Source organism: Clostridium sp. OM05-9 (assembly GCF_003481465.1).
GTDB lineage: Bacteria > Bacillota > Clostridia > Lachnospirales > Lachnospiraceae > Coprococcus > Coprococcus ammoniilyticus.
The window spans coordinates 45,697-65,892 of record NZ_QULF01000001.1 but is presented as its reverse complement, the minus strand read 5'-3'; the positions used below and the strand labels follow the sequence as shown (position 1 = coordinate 65,892).

Genomic DNA, 20,196 nt, shown 5'->3' with positions numbered 1-20,196 from the left:
TTACTCGATGATTGTAGCAACACGTCCTGAACCTACTGTTCTACCACCTTCACGATATCAGACCAGTGTATTGCGGTGTGCAAATGGTGGTTTTCCGTGTGATTTGTGGGGAAAAATCCGGATTTTCCGTTGTGTCCGTGTGGTTTTTGGAGATTTTGTTATCATGGTGGTATCATTCCGTTGCTTCTATAATAAATTTATTTGTCAATTCATTATATATAGCATTTTCTAACTTTGTTTTTAATAGACGAATATTGTCATATCGGTCTACATTCTTTAAAAACCACTCTAATATATCCGTATCTTCTATTGCCTTTTTTTCATCTTCTTCAAGTCTTTCAATAACCTTATCATACCATGCTCTAATAATTATTTCTTTCTGTGCTTTTTCTAACTGTTCGAATTCAATGCAACAACCTATTCTCGAATACATAGCCGGACCTAGTATACGCTTTATCTCTTCCTCACTGTTAAAATTACATGTACACAAAAATATGGTATCTTCCAAATCTACATTATAATTTGAATCCACGTATTTTCCTTCATCAAATAATTCATAAAATGCATTATAAAAAATAGGATTCACCTTATCGAACTCGTCAATTAATATTACATTAGATTCTCTTCCAAGCATATCTTTTGCTAAGCTACTTTTCGCATGTCCTGCACCAAAAACATAATTATGAGCTTCTTCTGTCTGCATCATGGAAAATTGAACCCTAAGAAGTTCTCCACCTAAACTTCTACTAATACTTTTTGCTGACTCTGTTTTTCCTACGCCAGATGGTCCATATAACATTAAAACAACTGGCTTTTCTTTCTTTTCAGCTGTTAGTCTATATAATCCACTAATTATTTGCTGTTTACAATTTTTCTGTCCCAACACATTTTCACAAAGATCACCATAAACTTTTTTTAACATCTTTCTGTCCAAAATAGGATATTTTGAACTCTTGTATTCAATATTGTCATAATAAGCTTCCAAAGATGCTCGTACTCTTTTAGGAGGATTTTGTATTAACAAAAGTTCTATATCATGATTTAAACTCACTATGTTACTAAAATTTGATAATACATGTTCAAGAACTGACGCATAATCATCTGCACGTACAACACATGCTTCTACGTCTATTCTATGATACAGTCCATCCTCACCCACTCCTGATTCATTTGGTCTCAAACGTGCATTATAATGTTGAATCAATTCCATAAACGGAATTACTTCTTCAAAATCTTCTGTTTCTTGTTCAACAATCTCTTCAAAATCCCTTCTAGAACCATAAAAAATAATAATTCTATCAACCATTTATCTCAACACCTGCTAATAACACATCATAAACATCTAGTTCCTTATAATACTCATCCGGCAATTTTTCTTTATTATCCTTTGTATATTCCGGATTATCTTTTAATGTTGAATTTTCGTCCATCTCAAATTCCCCATTAAAATTTAATTTAGCTAAATTGCTTTTTCCTACTCTAATACCATAAATAGACATGTCCATTTTCAAAAGATCTGGAGCTTTATAATTATTTTTAAAGGCTTTAATATTAAATCTAAAAATTACTTTTTTGCTCTCTTTTTCTCCTAAAAATTCATAATATCCTTTTGCATTCTTCATCGCATTATCCAATTTGTCCATGGCAATATTAAATTCACCTGCTGGTACTGATGATCCGCTTTTGAGCATTGATAAATACGGTGAAATCAATGCAATATATGATAAAGAATCTTTTGGGGCACTAATTGTATACCCCGAAAAATTTTCAATTATTTTTTTCTCTGGCTCTGTTTGTTCTTCTGCTGAATACTGCTCCACCAAATCTATAAAATCTGTTAATATTGTATTTTTCACAATATTTTTAGCCATCTCATTAGAATTAAATGACGCTCCTATCGACGCTCCTACTGATGCCGATCCCTCAAATCCCATTAGAGCTCTAAAGACTCCACTCAAACCAATTCCAGCTTTCGCCCCTAATTCTGTTTTTCCATTTACCTGACTTTGATTAAGTAATTCCGTAGTCTTTTCTAATTGACCTCCTGCCACTATTTGTACAAAATCAGTCACAGAATCTTCATCAAAATACACGATCTTACATAGCATTACTTTTTCTCCTTATTTCAATCACATGAATCTGTTATCATTCAAGTGTATCATATAGTCCCATATTTCTCTGAGATTTTTGAAAATTTTATTATTACACATCCATCCCCATCTCTGCCATTTCTTTCAACATAAACTCTTCCAGTTTCTTCTTATCTGGCAAATGTAACATATATGTTGAAACAAACAATTGATTGTCCATTCCCGACAGAGCGTATTCTACCATTTGTGAACCTTTATCTGTACAAAGTAAAATTCCTACAGGTGGATTATCTCCTGCCATCATCTCATTCTTTTTATAATAACCAACATATGCATTTAACTGTCCCAAATCCTCATGCTTAAATTCATCGTTTTTCAACTCTATAATTACATTGCAATGTAACAGTCGATTATAAAACACCAAATCAATAAAATAATATTTATCGTCAATAACTATTCGTTTCTGTCTTGCTTCAAAACAAAATCCTTGTCCCAGTTCAAGCATAAATTCCTGTAAATGATCCATAAGTGCTTGTTCTAAATCTGATTCTGAAACAGCATCTTTTGCATCAAGTCCAAGAAACTCAAATGTAAATGGATCTTTAATTGTTAACGTATTGCTTTCCTTTGAATTAATCGCTGTTTGCTTTAATAACGCTTCTGGATTTCTACTTATACCTGCACGGACATACAAATTTGTTTTTATCTGTCTACGTAGTTCCCGAACACTCCAGTTACATTTTATGCATTCTGTTTCATAAAAAAATCTTTCAAATGAATCTTCAAGCACCATAATTTCTCGAATATGTGAAAATGATAAGTTATTTATTAACTGTTCTGGATCTGTTACAAAAAGGTTCGACGCTGTCGAACTTTTTTCAAAATTAGGCAAGTTAAATTGGTTCGACACTGTCGAACCAATTTGCGGATACTGCAAATAAAACTGCCGACACGCCTTAAATAATGTTACATTCATCCCTCTCTCAGAAATTTCATTTTCTAAATTTCTAAGAAGACGTGTTCCATATTCAGCTCGATCACTACCACCCTGTTCATACTCAACAATATAATATCCTATTGCCCAATTTCTTAATGTAAGCAATTGATTTACTGCACTTTTAGCTGCATTGCCAGCTTTATTATTTATTTTCTTTATGCTGTCTGCTAGTAATTCAAATTCCATATTAATTGTTATATTTTCCCTTCTCAAATAAATATTTTTATTGGTCTTTTATATTCATTCACTTAAAAAACTATTAACAACTCGTCTCAATCCTAGACTACCAGTTTGGGGTGTATATTTTACAATTCCACTTGCCATCTGAAATTTTTCACCCTTCTGTTTGCTTATCGGACTTCTTCTATGAATATACCAATTACTATTAGTCGAATCATCCTTACCTTGAAGAAGCCACAGATTATCAATGCAATGTCGTGAATACTTATCTACAACCGAATACGAGTATTTATAAACCAAGTCTCTCAGCCCACCTTCGTTTTCTTTCTTTAGCAAGGCATTACGGTTTCTCCATTTGGCATCTAAAATACAATATGTGGTTTCTCCATCTTTTTCTTTTTTTAAAATAAAATCTGGTGTGTAAAAACTCTTATCTACTCTAAATAACCCAATATTATTATCAAATTTATTTGAATCTGAATATATCACTGGCTGATAATACAATGTTATTTTCATTTGCTCTTTATAAAAATAAAATGTATTCGCCTCTTCAGTATTACAAAATTTCGTATATTTGACATTATATTTATAAGTATCTCTTTTCTCCAACTCTTCATTAAATCCTAGTTCTAATAAAATATCAACTATTCCTAATAGACAGTAGTATTCATATATTTTATCTGCATTTGAAAATTGCAATACCATATTATGATGTGGGATATTATCTTTTTCCCTTCCAAACCATAAATTCATACTTTGAAAGGTATTTCTATAATGATGTATCTCCAAAAAAACAGCCGTAGGCTCTGGAACTTTATTTAAGATAACTGGGTATTCAATCAAAACTTTACTGTATTTATTATACAATTCTAGCAATTCACCTTTTATACTTCTATATTTTTTCTCGTATAGTTCATATGATGATCTTATATATTGATCTATTATTCTAGTACATAATACATAATCTTCCCCTGTTTCTTGATTTGTTTTCATTTCAATTCTATTTTGACGTAAAAAACATTTCAATTTTTCTTCTTTATTACAAGCTTCTACATATAAAGTCCAAATAAAAGCCATAATCATTCTATTTTCATAAGTATCACTAGTATATCTACTTGTTGAAACCAATGTCTTTTTAGGAATATATCTTTGCCTTGAAATTTGTATTCCCTGATGATTGTAGGACTTCTGTAATTCTTCTGGATGCATTATTATATACTGAATACTGGATGCACCAACATTCTTCAACTTTTCTATTGAATCTACAGAATATTGAGTCTCAGTTAATACATTTGCATTATTAATAAAATAAACATAATTCTTATTCAAATTACGCATTATAGATATTAAATTTTCAATTTCTTTTTCAATTTTGTTTTGATATCCACTTCTTCCTGTACTAATCTGTTTATTTATATCTTTATTTTTAAGTAATAACACATTACTTTTTTCATAGATAATATCCAGCATTTGAAATAATGCATCTATATTTTCTTCATATTTTTTATTGATTGCAACTGATAACGGAGGAGAAAAATATATTTTATCTGTTCCATCAATAAGGCTAATCCTTATAGCAATTTCAGTAAGTCCATATGTTAATAAAAACAAGGGACTATTTCGTTGAATAATTAGTAGATACCCTTCTGATGTTTGTTTCCATTCTATGTCTATAGTTTCATTATTTACCAAAAGTTCTATTTCATCTACATTTTCAATATTCTTTAAAATAAGGTGCGAATATTTCTTATCTTGGTATACTATATATGCGGTTTGATTTAAATCTGTTAATTTTGTTGTATCATCTAATTTAAGGACTATATCCTTATCTTCATAATACAACTCAATTATAGGCATCATCATCTATTGCACCACCTATCTTGTAAAGAATTGATAGTATTGCATATTAACATTACCCTTTTTCAATATTGTTTGTATAATCTCATTACATTTTGGCATTGTATTCGGATCACATTCCAATAATAATTTTTTTAAAAACTCTTGATATTGTTCCCCATATCCATTAATCATTGGTAATATTTTTTGAGCCACCGCATAATCTAATGCCACATAAGCATTTCCACTAAAATCCATTATCATCTTACTTGCCAAACAATATTTCTTTATCATTCCAATAATCCTAGGACTAAAATTAATACCTATATATTGAAAACACGTTCTTATATTATTAAACTTATCAATAATCGCTGTTTCTAAACTCTTCGATTTCCAATATGTTGAGTCACACAATTGTTTTAAATTTTCATATTCAACAATAGGATACTCTTTAGAATAATCTGGCTCTTCTATTTCATCAATTAATATATCAGATGACTGTATTAAAATAATCCAAGCTCTATCTATTAACCTAGGTGAAAGCATCTCTGTCGTATGATCCAAATTTATTGTTGCAACAAAACGCAATGTATCTCCTATAGGGTATACATAATTTTCTCCCAATGATACACTCCTTTGAGGTTTATTCATATCACATAAACCCATAAAATCTGCCCAATAGTGTTCCATCTGACTAAGATTTGCTTCATCCAATAATACCAAGTATGGAAAATCAATTATCTTTTCTTGCTCTTCTGCCTTCATAACTTCTAAAACTTTAAGCATATCGCCATTAGCCGCATCAAGTGTCTTAGTCAAAGGATTATAATATCCTATGAAATCACGCCTTGAAGTCCATCCCTTTTCAACCGCAATTTCCGCATATCTTTTTTGATCTTTACTCGTAAGACCCATAATATTTGCCATTAACGAAACCAATGACGTTTTTCCACTTCCTGGCTCCCCTGCAAAAATCGATAAAAATGACTGTGACCAGCACAATAATATATTTGCAACATCATTATACGATACTTCCCTTTTGGCAGTGTTGTTAAGTTCATCATATATAAACTCAACTAATTCTTTCACATTTTTAATTGTCGATTTATTATTGCATGTTTCTTTACTTAAAATGTATTTTTGAGTATTTTTTACCTTTTCACTTTCTTCAAATTTTGCCGCTTCACGTAACATCATACTAGATAAAGCCCCATCAAATGCTACATTGGTATATACTTCATTAACTTTTTTTGCAATCTCCACAGAAACGGAATCTTTCATTTTTATTAGCTGAGCATACTCATTCTCCAATTCACTCTTTTCTTGTTTTAAATTATCAACATTGTCCTGTAACTTCAAATATACCTGATGTCTATTTAGTTCATCCTTTAAATGCTCATTTTCTTCCGTAAGTTTCTTTACTTCTTCTGTACTAATACCGTTTTTTTCATCTTCAATTTGACTGTTTAATATTTCAATTTTCTTTTGTAACGCATCTACTTCTGCTACTTTTTCTTTTTTCTCCGTATCTAGTTTTGAAAAAATATCTCCAAAATGCTCTTGTGATTTTACTATTGAATAAATTTTATCAGTATAGTTACTATTACTCAAAATACTTTCCGCAATTTTTTCCATTGCTTTCGGGTCATCTAATATAGTTTGAGGCATAGCAGAAATAACCTGATTGGTCATTTCACCATTTTCAAACAATTTTAATAATCTCTTTTTTCTTTCTTCAGTTAATTCAGTTTCTGGCAATCCCATTACTGCCAGCTTAACCTCTTTTTGAGCTTGCTTTGTCCCCGATGTTAATGCCATACATTTACTTGCAATTTCTTTTAAACTTTCGTCATCAATACAATCTATCCTTCCTATGCTCTTAGGCAATTCTTCTACAAATACCAAATGTCTTTGCTTTCCGAAATATTTTTCATCAAATTCATAAATCGGTTCATCAAATTCATCAATACTATATTCCTTGACAATATATGGATCTTCACAATTTGTAGCCGGTCTAAATTTATATTTATTGTCTTCTATTTTATCATGCGAAAAAGGTCCTATAATCCGACCTTCATTAGCTAAATATATTAGAGCTGTCATTGGCTCTAATATATCCGCAATTATCTCATTCTTCCATTCGTAAAACGTATCAAAGCTATAATTCTTTTCTAAATAAATAACTTCTCTTAATCTATAAGATTCCAATGTTTTACATCTAGATATAAAATCAACTGCTTTAATTTTATATCCAGAATATGTTTTTTCTAATTGGGATAGTTCTTCATCCTCCAATGAAAACATAACATATTTTCTATCCTGAATAAACGGTGACTCACTATACTGTCCATATATAGCAGCAATAGTAATAGTTCCATATTGTCCAAATTTCTGGCTATCTACTTCAACAAAACCACCATCCATCATTTCTAAAATAGGTCTAACATTATAATAATCTCCAATATGTTCAACTCGCGATAAATATGTACTCATTTTGAGCCTCCTGTCAGATAAATTCTTATTTATTAATTATAAATCCATAAAATATATTTATCAATCTTTTTAACATTTTTGCCAATTTTTGCCTTTATGTTTCTGTAAATATTTTTCACTACTTACAACTCCATTCCTCTGTACTTTGCTTTATTCTTCTTAATTTGTGCATTGTGTTCTTCACTTCGTTCTTTCGCCCATTGTATGCGGTCACCTATTTTTTTCGGCATTTGCTCTTTCTGTTTTTTCGCTTCAAGTTCCGTCTGCATCCGGATATCGTCCTGTACCAATCTTTCTACCATATCTTTCCCCAATATGCGTAAAAGCAGATTATATCTGTCCGCAAGTCCCTGCAACATTTCTTTCTCACCGGATAATTTCTGATAATCCTTCTTAACTTCTGCCAGTTCCTTTTTTGTGTTCTCATGCTCCTGCTTTTTCTTCTGAAACTTATTTTTCCAGTTATCTCTTTCTCTTGTAAGCTCTTTCACCTGTGCAGCCATCGCACCGATCTTATTTTTCATTTCTATAAACAATGGTTTTATTTTCTTATCCCGGTAAGTTACCGCACGTTCCCACGCTGTAGCTTCCGGTAAAAATGTTTTGATCATTCCATATTCTTTTATTTCCTTACTGACATTATCCATCACCGGTTGCAGGAATTCTCTTCTGTCCTCCAGTTTTCTCAATTCTGTTTCTGCTTTCTCCGCACGTTTTTCCGCTATCTCTTTATCTTTCTGGAACTGAATTTTTTCTTCTTCCAATAGCTTAATATCTGCCCTTGCTTCTGCAATCTGAGAAGTCAATCCTTCATTCTCTGATGTCAGATTTTCTTTTTCCTGTTCCAGTTCCTGCACTTCCTTTTTGCGTTCTTTTTTCTTGAAATTGTAAACATCCAGATGCTCTTCATGTGTGCCTTTCTGTTCCCATTCAATTCCATGCTGTTTTGCGATTTCAGCCAGCACTTCTTTTTCATGATTTATCCATTGATTCAGTTCTGTGTCATGCTTATTTCCACCTTGAAATCCAAGACTTTTCAATGCCTGTTTCAATGAAACTCTGGTATCCATTCCTTTTCCCTTCCAGTTAGTCACATAAGGTACAAAATCAATATGAAGATGTGGAGTAGCTTCATCCTGATGCAGATAGCAGCTAAATACCCGAAGTGTCGGATTCCGCTTCTGGAAGTCTTTCACATATTCGTCCAGTACCTTTACAGCCAGATTTCCTTCTGCCGTACCAACTGCCATATCCTCACGATTTCCTATCTGAAAAATCACTTCATGGAACAGCTTCTCCTGTTTTCCCTGCCGGATTTTTTCATAGTAATTTGTAATCTGCCGATCCTTTCTTTTCCCGACATTGTATCTCTCCACAGCATTGTCAAACAGCTCTTTATAAACTTCTTTCAGATTCTCATTCTTATAACAAATGTTCAATTGTACTCTGTCTGAATCTACATTTTCTGCTATAAAATCTCGCCTGTTATGAGCCAGCGAACCGGCTCCGATCATGCCGCTGATTGTCCGTTTCATCATAAATTTTCTCACCTCTTTTCTACTCGAGTGCCTGACATGGCACATAATTTTTATTTACACCAGTTATGGCGATATTTAAGAAATTTTCGCCGGATACGGCGGTTTTGTTACTTTTGTCAAAAGTAACGCAAAAGCACTTTCGACAGCCGTACCGTCCATCAAAAGTCCCCTTGCGCCCTGCCGGGGGCATAACGTCCTTATGGACGTCTGTTCTGCACCGACCGAAGTGGATCATAGATCTGTTTATTCTGGTATCCTCGCCTGCACATATTCCAAATCTCCACAATAAGGCGTTCCCACCAGATACCATTCTCTTGCCAGATTCATCTCCATTCTGGTCTGTACCCATTCATCATCTACCAGCACTTCCAGTCCTTCTCCGCAGTGAAATCCTGTATCAATCCATAAATCTGATGATAATAATCCATATCTTCCATTGCTGCTGTTATATCCTAATCTTCCCTGTTTCATCATTTTCTGCTCCTTTCCAGTCTGTAAACGGAATTTGTAAACGGAGTTCAAAAGATTTTAAAAGTTAACGTTTTAAGTTTTTTCTTCAAGTTCCGTTTACATCGTTTACAATAATCTTTACTCAAACGGTATTTCCAACTGTTCCGGTACTTCTATAAATCCGTCTTTATCTTTCTTCACCGAATCTTTCATCCGTTTCCATGACCGCTGTATTCCATATTCCTTTCCGAATCGATGTGTACCATGTGGTTTCCAGCCTACAATCGCATTGTTCATAATATTGGCAATTTCTTTACCTTCCCACTGTTTCATTTCTCCGGTTCGATGTAGCGCTTCATCGAACAGAATTCTTGTACATACATAATCGTCATCGTAGTCATCAAGAAATGCCTGTATGATTCCGGCATTGGTATCTTCCGGCATAAATTCTTTCTGCAGACGCTTTGCCTCTTCCTCAATTTCCTTTGTAAATCCTAAGAACACATTTCCCTGTCGATACAGTACCATTGCCTCTGCCCAGGCCTGTTCGATATAGGCTTTGTTCTCTGCCTCATTGTGCAGAATATGAACTTCTGCTTTCGACATATCTGTCATCACCGGAGCAAATCTTCTGTTTCCGGTTCTGTCCAGCGGAAGGAAATTCAAATCATTTGAAGTACCACAAAATACACACTGTCTCGGTCTATCTTCCGGATGAACTTCATAAGGTACTTTATAAGTTTCTTTCTGTCTGCTCAGAAACGATTTTATCTGTTCAATATTCTTTGCTGTGATAGTTGCCTTCATTTCTCCCATTTCGATAATCCAGTGATTTTGCAGTTTTCTGTAAATATTTTCATCATCCAAATGATCCAGATTGTCGCTGAACCATTCTTCTTTTATCGCTAGATATTTGAAAAATGTGGACTTTCCGGCTCCCTGACTCCCAACCAAACACAACATAATATCATATTTTATTCCCGGTTCATAAATTCTTGAAATCGCTGCCAGCATGTGCATTTTCATTACTCCGATTGTATATTTGCTCTTTTCTGCTCCCAGAAAATGTGGAAGCATATTTTCTATTCTTGGAATTCCGTCCCAGACCAGACTCTCCAGATAATCCCTAATTGGGTGATATTTATTTTCATTGGAAACAATATCTATTCCTGCTTTGATCACACGCTCACTTGTCAGTTCATAATTTTCTTCCAGATACATCTTCAGATTATTTTCATCAGTATCTGTAACCGTAGGACTATTATTCCTCCGCTCCCAAGGAACCTCTTTTACAATATCCATTCTTCCAGAAAGTTCATTTCGTTTAATCGCTTTTTTCAATACCGGATCATTTTGAAGTACGGTTACACAATTTCTAATTGTCTGCTTTGTTCTTCCTTTATCCGTATGCTCCAGCATATTATTGACATCTTCTGTTGTAAGCATTTCCTCGTTCACAATATCTTCTAATTCCATCAAGGAGTTCTCGCTGATATTCGTTAATTCTTTCTTCAATTTTTTCAACCTCCCTTCTCTTCATCTTGAAAAACTCTACAATCTCTTCTCCTGTTCCAAACATCAGCACGTCCAGATAGTCATTTATCTTTCTTTCATTTGCCAATGCCTCCGTAAATAATTCGTGCCATTCTTCTTCCGGTTCTGGTCTGTAAAACTCTTTCCAGAACTGAATCCATTTCAGATATCTAATCAGCACGTCTGTTGCATGTTTCAACCACTGTTCCAGTTTTTCTCTAATCATCACAACTTTAGGTTTCTTTGATATCAAAGTATTCCTGCTTTGGTGCGTCCTTTTGTATTTGTTTCTGTCTTCGATTTTTATATCCAGTCCAAAATCTTCTATCATCTTTTTCGCTGCTTCATACTGTGACATTCCAAATAGCCTTGCTGTAAAATCTATCGCATCACCGCCCACTCCACATGCAAAGCAGTGATATATTTTATCTACCTTCATACTTGGGTGTCGGTCTTTATGAAACGGACAACACGCCATTCCATTTCTTTTTACTTTTATCCCGTAATGCTCCGCAGCCTGTCTGGCTGTCACACATTCTTTTACCTGTTCAAATAATGTCACTTCTACCTCCTGCCCCTCCGGGCAAGCCTCTGATGAACAGATATTCGGGAATTGTTGTATCTTTCAATTCGTGATATACTTAATCTGCCAAGATGGTATATCAGTGAATCTGATTATCAGAGAACTTGCTCAGATTTTTTGTCTGGGCTTTTTCTTTTTGTCTGTCAGTAGTCATAGCTCCACTCCTTATACGAATCTCCTTGTTGGGATAATGATAATTTCAAATTTACTTCCATCCTCTAATTCAAGAAGAATCGCATAATCCGAATCTCGATCCGGTAAAATGGAACTTATCTTCAGCTTCTTACTATAATTGAGCGTATCAAATATTTTTCTGACTACTTTCTTTGTTTTCATGTGTCTTTTCCTCCATATTTAACGTTTGTTGTCCAACATCTCAGCTACCTTTTTTTGCTGTGACGGATACAGGTGACCATAAGTGTTTAATGTCATCTGAATATCTTTGTGCCCCAGTCTTTCCTTGATGATCAGTGGCTCTACACCCTGATAAATCAGATATGCTACATGGCTGTGACGGATATCATGCACTCTGATTGGTTTTACACCGGTCAATGCTTCATATTTCTTAAGCCGTTTCTGCAGTGTTCTCGCCACAATCGGAAATAACCGCTGATTTTCCGGAAATCCATAATGTTTCTTCGCATACTCCTGCACCTCTTCTTTAAGAAAATTGGGAATATCAATAGTACGGACCGAATTTTCTGTTTTTGGAGTATCAATCACATCTCTTTTCTTGATCCGGTTATAGGTCTTATTGATATGCAAGAGATTTCCACTCATATCAAAATCCGAAAGACTCAATGCTAGAAGCTCTCCTTCCCTAATTCCTGTCCAGAACAGAATTTCAAATATCAGATAATCTTCACTCCCCAGCTCAATCCCAGCGATAAATCTGTCATATTCTGCTTTCGTCCAGAACTCCAGCTTATTTGCATCCGATTTCCCCATCTTTTTTACTTTCTTACATGGATTTTCCTTCAGATTGTAAATTTTCTGTGCATGATTAAACAGTGCATTTAACTGATTCTGGATCATACGCTCATAAGTCTTGCTGTAACCTTTTTCCTGAATGGTGTTCTGCCACTGGATAATCTCTGCCGGTGTGATCTCATTCATTTTTCTTGTTCCAAAATACGGAACAATGTGCTTGTTCATCATGTGCTGCTTGTTACGGATTGAATTTTCCTTCAATTCATTCTTTTTATCTTCAAAATAGACCTGAATAAAACTGTTCATCTCCATTTTCATATCCGCCGCAGTTTTTCTTATGAATTCCTTTTCATAATTCAATGCTTCTTTCTTTGTCTTGAACCCTCTTTTCAGCTTCTGTATTTTCTTTCCTGTCCAGTCAATATAACGGAAGCTCACATACCAGGTTCCCTGTGTTTTGTCTTTGTAAGCTGACATCTTAAACCCTCCTTCATACTGCTCTCTGAGAGCATCCATAAAATTTTGTTTCCCAGTAAGGACGTGGTATCTTCCCACGAACTGCAACATATCCTTCCTTTGCCAGTTCATCATTAAGCTGCTTCAGAATGGAATATGCCTTACTGCGTTTCACACCTAATTCTTCCATGACATCATCAACAGTCATCATATAATTAGTTCTCATAGCGTCCTCCTTTCCAGTCACTTTTGTGACTCTTTTGATGTTTCATACTATAATTCACTTTTGTGACTTTGTCAATAACCTTTTGCGAATTTTATTTTTATATTCCATTCTACATTTTGAGGCTCTACGAAAATCAACCTCTTTCGCATCATTCACTTTTGTGCTAGAATAAAAGCACAAATATTATTAAGGAGGCAGCACATTATGGTAGGTAAAAAAATCCGGGCGTTCCGGGAATTTAGAGGATACAGTCAGATACAGTTAGCCGAGCTGTCCGGCATTAACGTAGGAACGATCAGAAAATATGAACTTGGAATCCGGAATCCAAAACCGGACCAGTTAGAAAAGATAGCAACTGCACTGGGATTAAATGTAAGTGTTTTTCTTGATTTCAATATTGAGACAGTTGGAGATGTACTCTCCATCCTATTTGCAATCGATGACTCTGTAAATCTTTCTCTCTCAGAGACCTCAGATCAGAATATTGCAATGACATTTGATAATCCTACAATGCAGGATTTCTTTAAGAAATGGTGTCAGTTTAAAAATGTCTACGAAAAGGAAAAAGCTGAAATATTAGCTATTGAAGATGAAGATAAGAGGCAGGAAGAACTGGATAAACTGAACGCTACCCAAGAAGAATGGAAATTGCGTGCTATGGGAACAACGATAGGATGCCATACTGTTATTAAAAAAGGAACCGAAAAACACCTTATTAAATCCTATGATTTAACCTAAATAAAATTCAAAGAACAAAGGAGTATAAAGATGACAGAATATACCTTATTTCTTGATGAAAGTTACGATGATAATACTGATTTATTTTGTATCGCCGGTTGTATAATTAAAAATTCTGATTTAAATATTATCTCCAACGAGATAGAATCTATAAAACAACTTATCTGGACACCTACTGAAATTTCTTCTTTATCGCCAATATTACATAGTACAGAATTAAACATTGCTTATAAAAACCGCAATAATTCTCAAATTTCAAGGTTTACCAACGGTGCATATACTGTATTCAACACTAAAACAAAAGAGGAAATTGCAGACTGCTATCAAAATGTTTATAAAAGTTTTTCATTGTTAATGAAAAATCAAGAGATTACTACTCTATGTTGCATTATTGATCGTAAAAAGTTCCGATCATATTATGCACTGCCAAACGAACCAAGATTAATAGATGATTGGTATGATATTGCTATGCAAGAAATTCTCGAGGCATATACACATTTTTTATGCAAAGTAAATGGTGCTGGATCTATCATCTATGAAGCACGTACCAATTCATCTAACACAAGAAGTAATTCGCTTGATAACAAGATGTTTCATAATTTTTGCAAAGTAAAGGTAAACGGAAAGGGCGTTTCTTATTTAACTAATCGTACAATTTATAATCGAATAAGATTTTTTAATATTGTAACCAAAAAGGATAATCACGCTGGATTGCAATTAGCGGACTTTATTGCATTCAATTATATCAAATGGTACACTCGTACCGATAACGAACGAACAGAATTTATGAAACGAATTCATCATGCTGCTTATAATGGCAATCATGACCTAACTCAAGAAGATTTGCGGGCATGTTGGGGTGTTCGTATTCTTCCTACAGATGTTACCGAAAACCAAAAGAATATAGTAGAATTAAAAAAACTGAAAAAATCATATAATAATTTAAAAACCGAACGCAATCGTCTCAATCGTAAACTGACTAAAATAACTAAAGAAAAACATGATTTACAGGAAAGATACAACGAATTATTAGAGCAATTAACACAGTTAAATTCAACTTCGAATTAAAATAGCAATAATTTCCTATTGACATTTTGATTATAATTTCATATAATAGTAGAACAATAAATCATTCCATAGGTGGAGATAATTTACAGTATGTGATTATTGAGAGAAATCCGATGATTATTGTTATTGCGAAACACAGGAGGAAAAAAGCAAGTCAAACATCTTAAGTGTATGTTTCTCTTGCTTTTTTTATACTTTTACATATTATCAAATATAAATTTTGTTATCATTCTGTTATCACAAACGGTTGTCAGGATACTCTCCCGGCAACCGTTTTTCTATACTGTTCGTTATTCTTTACTGCTCTTTTTACATATTTCTAGGTAACAGAAAAACCCGTAGAACCGAAGTTCTACGGGTATCTTACGTTTGGACACAACGTTATCTTGCGATAACAAATCTATATTCAGATTGTATTACTCGATGATTGTAGCAACACGTCCTGATCCTACAGTACGTCCACCTTCACGAATAGCGAAAGTAAGACCCTGGCTCATAGCGATTGGGTGAATCAGTTCGATTGTCATTTCTACGTTATCACCAGGCATGCACATTTCTGTACCTGCTGGAAGGTTACAAACACCTGTTACGTCAGTTGTTCTGAAGTAGAACTGTGGACGGTAGTTGTTGAAGAATGGTGTATGACGACCACCCTCGTCCTTAGTAAGAACGTAAACCTGAGCTGTGAACTTTGTATGACATGTGATTGAACCTGGCTTACAAAGAACCTGACCTCTTACGATATCTTCTCTCTTGATACCACGAAGAAGAGCACCGATGTTATCACCAGCCTGTCCTTCATCAAGGAGCTTTCTGAACATCTCGATACCTGTTACAGTTGTCTTCTGGATTTCTGGCTTAATACCAACGATTTCAACTTCATCATTTAAGTGGATAACACCAGCTTCTACTCTACCGGTAGCAACTGTACCACGACCTGTGATTGTGAATACGTCCTCTACAGGCATGATGAATGGCTTATCTGTATCTCTCTGAGGATCTGGAATGTATGAATCTATTGTATCCATAAGTTCCATGATCTTATCTCCCCAAGGTCCCATTGGATCTTCAAGAGCCTTAAGAGCTGAACCCTTAACGATTGGGCAATCATTGAATCCGTACTCTTCAAGCTGTTCTGTAACTTCCATCTCTACAAGTTCGATAAGCTCGTCATCATCAACCATATCGCACTTATTTAAGAATACAACGATGTAAGGTACACCAACCTGACGTGAAAGTAAGATGTGCTCCTTTGTCTGAGCCATAACACCATCAGTAGCAGCAACAACAAGGATAGCACCATCCATCTGAGCTGCACCAGTGATCATGTTCTTAACGTAGTCAGCATGTCCTGGACAGTCAACGTGAGCATAATGTCTCTTCTCTGTCTCGTACTCAACGTGAGCTGTAGAGATAGTGATACCTCTTTCTCTCTCTTCTGGAGCCTTATCAATGTTAGCGAAATCAACAGCTGCGTTACCAGCTACTCTCTCTGAAAGAACTTTTGTGATAGCTGCTGTTAATGTTGTTTTACCATGGTCAACGTGACCGATTGTACCAATGTTACAATGTGGCTTACTTCTATTAAACTTTTCCTTTGCCATTTTTTAATATCCTCCTTAAATTTCGTACCCCTAAGGGCTATGCTTGGCTAAAACTCATTATATAGAATATATAAAAGATTTTCAACCTTTTTTTATCTCTTTATACCAGCAGGCATAAGGATTTTCAACCTTTTTACCTGCTGATATGATTTATTTTACTCTTTTAAGTCGAAAGGCACGGCAAAATGCCTTTCTGAGTTGTCAAACTATTATTTTGACTTTTCAGCGATAACCTTCTCCTGAACGCTCTTTGGACACTGAGCGTATTTCTCAAAGAACATTGAGTAGTTACCACGTCCCTGTGTAGATGAACGAAGCTCTGTTGAGTAACCGAACATCTCTGCAAGTGGAACGAATGCTCTGACGATCTTACCACCGCCGATATCATCCATACCTTCGATCTGACCTCTCTTAGCATTTAAGCTTCCGATTACATCACCTAAGTATTCCTCAGGCATTGTAACTTCAACCTTCATGATAGGCTCCAGAAGAACTGGGTTTGCCTTAGCCATAGCATCCTTGAAAGCCATAGAACCAGCGATGTGGAATGCCATTTCTGATGAATCGACTTCATGGTATGAACCATCGTATACATTTGCATGAACACCAAGTACCGGGTATCCACCAAGAATACCAGCCTTAGCAGCTTCTTCGATACCTTCACCAACTGCTGGGATATATTCCTTAGGAATAGCACCACCAACAACTGTGGATTCGAACTTGAATGTCTCTTCGCCGTTTGGATCCATTGGCTCGAACTTAACTTTACAGTGACCATACTGACCACGACCACCTGACTGCTTAGCATATTTGCTATCAACGTCAACAGCCTTGGTAAATGTCTCTTTGTAAGCAACCTGAGGTGCACCTACGTTAGCCTCAACCTTGAACTCACGAAGCAGACGGTCAACAATAACCTCAAGGTGAAGCTCACCCATACCGGCGATAATTGTCTGTCCTGTTTCTTTATCTGTATGTGCTCTGAATGTAGGATCTTCTTCAGCAAGCTTTGCAAGAGCCTCACCCATCTTACCCTGATCATTCTTTGTCTTAGGCTCGATAGCAAGCTCGATAACTGGCTCTGGGAATTCCATTGACTCAAGGATAACCGGATGCTGCTCATCACAGATTGTATCACCAGTTGTTGTTACTTTGAAACCAACAGCAGCTGCGATATCACCAGCGTAAACCTTATCAATTTCCTTACGAGCATTTGCATGCATCTGTACGATACGTCCTACACGCTCTTTCTTGTCTTTTGTTGCATTTAATACATATGAACCTGAGTTCAATGTACCTGAATATACTCTGAAGAATGCTAACTTACCAACGAATGGGTCTGTCATGATCTTGAATGCCAATGCAGCAAATGGTTCTTCATCTGATGAATGACGAACTACATCATTTCCCTCAGGATCTACACCTGTGATATCAGGGATATCTGTAGGAGCTGGCATATATTCAATAACACCATCAAGCATCTTCTGAACACCCTTATTCTTGTATGCGGAACCAAGGAATACCGGAACTGCTTCACAAGCAATAGTTGCTCTACGAAGAACTTTCTTCATTTCGTCGATTGAAGGCTCTTCACCCTCAAGGTACATCATCATTAAGTCATCATCTAACTCGCAGATCTTCTCTACAAGATTCTCATGCCATTTGTCAGCAAGCTCTTTTAAGTCATCAGGGATCGTTGTGATCTCGATGTCTTCACCCTTATCATCTTTATAATAGTATGCATCCATCTCAAATAAGTCGATCAGACCAATGAAATCGGATTCTTTACCGATAGGAATCTGAACTGGAATTGCATTCTTGCCCAGACGATCAATAATTGTCTGAACTGAGTAGAAAAAGTCAGCACCCATTTTATCCATCTTATTGATGAATGCCATACGTGGAACGTTGTATGTGTCAGCCTGACGCCATACGTTTTCTGACTGAGGCTCTACACCAGCCTTTGCATCGAATACACCAACGGCGCCATCAAGTACACGAAGTGAACGCTCTACTTCTACAGTAAAGTCTACGTGACCTGGAGTATCAATGATGTTGATTCTGTGCTCTAAAGCACCAGCCTTTGGTTTGTGATGATCCTCTAATGTCCAGTGACAGGTTGTAGCAGCGGAAGTGATTGTAATACCTCTTTCCTGCTCCTGCTCCATCCAGTCCATAGTAGCTGTACCATCATGAGTATCACCGATTTTATAGTTAACACCGGTATAGTATAAGATTCTCTCTGTAAGAGTTGTCTTACCAGCATCGATATGAGCCATAATACCAATGTTTCTTGTTCTGTCCAATGGATATTCTCTTCCAGCCAACGGATTGTCCTCCTTTTATTATTCTGTAGGCAGCACAGATTAGAATCTGTAGTGAGCAAACGCCTTGTTTGCTTCTGCCATCTTGTGCATATCTTCTTTTCTCTTTACAGATGCACCTGTGTTATTAGCTGCATCCATGATTTCTCTTGCAAGTCTTTCTTCCATGGTCTTTTCACTTCTGGCACGTGAAAATGTTGTTAACCAACGAAGTCCAAGAGCCTGTCTTCTATCTGGTCTTACATCGATAGGTACCTGATATGTTGCACCACCGATACGTCTTGCCTTAACCTCGAGTAATGGCATGATGTTGTTCATAGCCTCTTCAAATACCTCGATAGCGTCCTTACCAGTTTCAGTTGCGATACGGTCGAATGCACCGTAAACAATCTTCTGGGCAACACCCTTCTTACCATCTAACATTACGTTGTTGATAAGTTTGGTAACCACCTTGTTATTGTAAATTGGATCCGCTAATACGTCTCTCTTTGCGATATGTCCTTTACGTGGCACGGTTCTTCCCTCCTTAATATTTATTAATTCTTCGGTACTCACATTATAAAATGTGTTCGTGCTGTTACTTCCATCTCTTCTATCTATCTGATGTTTTCTGCATTTTATGCATCAACACCTTATCTCATAGCAAAAACATGGCCTAACCAGCACATTTTTTTGGAATGTTTCCAATAATACGGTTTTAATTACTTCTTAGCATCTTTTGGACGCTTAGCACCGTACTTAGAACGAGCCTGACGTCTCTTTGCAACACCTGCTGTATCAAGAGTACCTCTGATGATATGGTATCTTGTACCAGGTAAGTCCTTTACTCTACCACCACGGATAAGAACTACGCTATGCTCCTGAAGGTTGTGACCTTCACCTGGAATATAACTTGTAACTTCGATACCGTTTGATAAACGAACTCTGGCGATCTTTCTCAGAGCTGAGTTAGGCTTCTTAGGAGTAGCTGTCTTAACTGCTGTACAAACTCCTCTCTTCTGTGGAGAGCTTGTCTCAGTTGGCTTCTTCTTTAATGAGTTGAAACTTCTCTGAAGAGCTGGTGCAGTTGACTTCTTCTCTACTGTCTGTCTTCCCTTTCTAACTAACTGGTTAAATGTTGGCATGTTTTCACCTCCTACTTTCAAAATAA

Annotated in this window: 18 protein-coding genes; 2 read left to right on the top strand and 16 right to left on the bottom strand. The window is 35.7% G+C overall.

The genetic code is table 11. The annotated features are described in order from the left end of the window. Nucleotides 1–172 precede the first annotated feature (172 nt). From DXB77_RS00255 to DXB77_RS00205, 12 genes are all read right to left on the bottom strand, one after another. Nucleotides 173–1,306: an AAA family ATPase gene (locus DXB77_RS00255; RefSeq protein WP_118662397.1), complete on the bottom strand. Its 1,134-nt coding sequence runs from the start codon at nt 1,304–1,306 to the stop codon at nt 173–175. Beyond that, nucleotides 1,299–2,108 carry a DUF6414 family protein gene (locus DXB77_RS00250; RefSeq protein WP_118662396.1) on the bottom strand — a complete coding sequence of 270 codons (810 nt, stop codon included), beginning with the start codon at nt 2,106–2,108 and terminating at the stop codon, nt 1,299–1,301. Before DXB77_RS00250 ends, DXB77_RS00255 begins: the two co-directional genes overlap by 8 nt. A gap of 94 nt (nt 2,109–2,202) precedes the next feature. Then, complete coding sequence (locus DXB77_RS00245; RefSeq protein ID WP_118662395.1) at nt 2,203–3,273, bottom strand: PDDEXK nuclease domain-containing protein; 1,071 nt, start codon at nt 3,271–3,273, stop codon at nt 2,203–2,205. Nucleotides 3,274–3,327: 54 nt separating this feature from the next. Beyond that, nucleotides 3,328–5,130 carry a DUF2357 domain-containing protein gene (locus tag DXB77_RS00240; RefSeq protein ID WP_118662394.1) on the bottom strand — a complete coding sequence of 601 codons (1,803 nt, stop codon included), beginning with the start codon at nt 5,128–5,130 and terminating at the stop codon, nt 3,328–3,330. A gap of 12 nt (nt 5,131–5,142) precedes the next feature. Beyond that, entirely contained in the window at nt 5,143–7,596 is a 2,454-nt protein-coding gene (locus tag DXB77_RS00235) for a hypothetical protein (protein WP_118662393.1), read from the bottom strand. Between the two features lie 122 nt (nt 7,597–7,718). Continuing rightward, on the bottom strand, nt 7,719–9,134 hold the full coding sequence (locus tag DXB77_RS00230) for a plasmid recombination protein (RefSeq protein ID WP_347559457.1): 1,416 nt from the start codon (nt 9,132–9,134) through the stop codon (nt 7,719–7,721). 243 nt (nt 9,135–9,377) lie between these two features. Continuing rightward, entirely contained in the window at nt 9,378–9,605 is a 228-nt protein-coding gene (locus tag DXB77_RS00225) for a DUF5348 domain-containing protein (RefSeq protein ID WP_055066584.1), read from the bottom strand. 117 nt (nt 9,606–9,722) lie between these two features. After that, nucleotides 9,723–11,030, bottom strand: coding sequence for a virulence-associated E family protein (locus DXB77_RS00220; protein ID WP_347559462.1), 1,308 nt, complete (start codon nt 11,028–11,030; stop codon nt 9,723–9,725). Next, a complete protein-coding gene (locus DXB77_RS00215; protein ID WP_118662390.1) occupies nt 11,005–11,679 on the bottom strand; it encodes a CHC2 zinc finger domain-containing protein in 675 nt (224 codons plus the stop codon). The genes DXB77_RS00220 and DXB77_RS00215 overlap by 26 nt, the downstream gene beginning before the upstream one ends. Before the next feature lie 186 nt (nt 11,680–11,865). Then, nucleotides 11,866–12,036 (bottom strand): hypothetical protein, encoded by a 171-nt coding sequence (locus DXB77_RS12965; protein WP_165854697.1) that lies wholly within the window; start codon nt 12,034–12,036, stop codon nt 11,866–11,868. Between the two features lie 18 nt (nt 12,037–12,054). Beyond that, the gene (locus DXB77_RS00210) at nt 12,055–13,107 is read right to left on the bottom strand and encodes a site-specific integrase (RefSeq protein WP_118662389.1); all 1,053 of its coding nucleotides are present in this window, start codon (nt 13,105–13,107) and stop codon (nt 12,055–12,057) included. Nucleotides 13,108–13,120: 13 nt separating this feature from the next. Further along, nucleotides 13,121–13,312: a helix-turn-helix domain-containing protein gene (locus DXB77_RS00205; protein WP_009243123.1), complete on the bottom strand. Its 192-nt coding sequence runs from the start codon at nt 13,310–13,312 to the stop codon at nt 13,121–13,123. Between the two features lie 204 nt (nt 13,313–13,516). Between DXB77_RS00205 and DXB77_RS00200 the strand changes: the two genes are divergently transcribed. Then, nucleotides 13,517–14,050, top strand: a complete 534-nt coding sequence (locus DXB77_RS00200) for a helix-turn-helix transcriptional regulator (RefSeq protein ID WP_118662388.1) — start codon at nt 13,517–13,519, stop codon at nt 14,048–14,050. Nucleotides 14,051–14,080: 30 nt separating this feature from the next. After that, the gene (locus tag DXB77_RS00195; RefSeq protein WP_118662387.1) at nt 14,081–15,118 is read left to right on the top strand and encodes a DUF3800 domain-containing protein; all 1,038 of its coding nucleotides are present in this window, start codon (nt 14,081–14,083) and stop codon (nt 15,116–15,118) included. 416 nt (nt 15,119–15,534) lie between these two features. On the opposite strand, the gene tuf is transcribed toward DXB77_RS00195, so the two are convergent. From tuf to rpsL, 4 genes are all read right to left on the bottom strand, one after another. After that, entirely contained in the window at nt 15,535–16,722 is a 1,188-nt protein-coding gene (gene tuf / locus DXB77_RS00190; RefSeq protein ID WP_008402040.1) for an elongation factor Tu, read from the bottom strand. 209 nt (nt 16,723–16,931) lie between these two features. Continuing rightward, a complete protein-coding gene (gene fusA / locus DXB77_RS00185) occupies nt 16,932–19,049 on the bottom strand; it encodes an elongation factor G (RefSeq protein WP_118483193.1) in 2,118 nt (705 codons plus the stop codon). Nucleotides 19,050–19,088: 39 nt separating this feature from the next. Continuing rightward, nucleotides 19,089–19,559, bottom strand: a complete 471-nt coding sequence (gene rpsG / locus DXB77_RS00180) for a 30S ribosomal protein S7 (RefSeq protein ID WP_044945754.1) — start codon at nt 19,557–19,559, stop codon at nt 19,089–19,091. A 188-nt stretch (nt 19,560–19,747) separates the two neighbouring features. Next, on the bottom strand, nt 19,748–20,170 hold the full coding sequence (gene rpsL, locus DXB77_RS00175) for a 30S ribosomal protein S12 (RefSeq protein WP_044945751.1): 423 nt from the start codon (nt 20,168–20,170) through the stop codon (nt 19,748–19,750). Nucleotides 20,171–20,196 lie beyond the last annotated feature (26 nt).

What these genes read in the sequence shown, in the direction of transcription:
- DXB77_RS00235 (WP_118662393.1), bottom strand. Translation starts at nt 7,596, where the DNA reads ATGAGTACATATTTATCGCGAGTTGAACATATTGGAGATTATTATAAT.
- DXB77_RS00250 (WP_118662396.1), bottom strand. Translation starts at nt 2,108, where the DNA reads ATGCTATGTAAGATCGTGTATTTTGATGAAGATTCTGTGACTGATTTT.
- DXB77_RS00225 (WP_055066584.1), bottom strand. Translation starts at nt 9,605, where the DNA reads ATGAAACAGGGAAGATTAGGATATAACAGCAGCAATGGAAGATATGGA.
- DXB77_RS00230 (WP_347559457.1), bottom strand. Translation starts at nt 9,134, where the DNA reads ATGATGAAACGGACAATCAGCGGCATGATCGGAGCCGGTTCGCTGGCT.
- DXB77_RS00210 (WP_118662389.1), bottom strand. Translation starts at nt 13,107, where the DNA reads ATGTCAGCTTACAAAGACAAAACACAGGGAACCTGGTATGTGAGCTTC.
- DXB77_RS12965 (WP_165854697.1), bottom strand. Translation starts at nt 12,036, where the DNA reads ATGAAAACAAAGAAAGTAGTCAGAAAAATATTTGATACGCTCAATTAT.
- DXB77_RS00220 (WP_347559462.1), bottom strand. Translation starts at nt 11,030, where the DNA reads ATGCTTACAACAGAAGATGTCAATAATATGCTGGAGCATACGGATAAA.
- DXB77_RS00200 (WP_118662388.1), top strand. Translation starts at nt 13,517, where the DNA reads ATGGTAGGTAAAAAAATCCGGGCGTTCCGGGAATTTAGAGGATACAGT.
- DXB77_RS00255 (WP_118662397.1), bottom strand. Translation starts at nt 1,306, where the DNA reads ATGGTTGATAGAATTATTATTTTTTATGGTTCTAGAAGGGATTTTGAA.
- DXB77_RS00240 (WP_118662394.1), bottom strand. Translation starts at nt 5,130, where the DNA reads ATGATGATGCCTATAATTGAGTTGTATTATGAAGATAAGGATATAGTC.
- tuf (WP_008402040.1), bottom strand. Translation starts at nt 16,722, where the DNA reads ATGGCAAAGGAAAAGTTTAATAGAAGTAAGCCACATTGTAACATTGGT.
- DXB77_RS00245 (WP_118662395.1), bottom strand. Translation starts at nt 3,273, where the DNA reads ATGGAATTTGAATTACTAGCAGACAGCATAAAGAAAATAAATAATAAA.
- rpsL (WP_044945751.1), bottom strand. Translation starts at nt 20,170, where the DNA reads ATGCCAACATTTAACCAGTTAGTTAGAAAGGGAAGACAGACAGTAGAG.
- DXB77_RS00195 (WP_118662387.1), top strand. Translation starts at nt 14,081, where the DNA reads ATGACAGAATATACCTTATTTCTTGATGAAAGTTACGATGATAATACT.
- DXB77_RS00205 (WP_009243123.1), bottom strand. Translation starts at nt 13,312, where the DNA reads ATGAGAACTAATTATATGATGACTGTTGATGATGTCATGGAAGAATTA.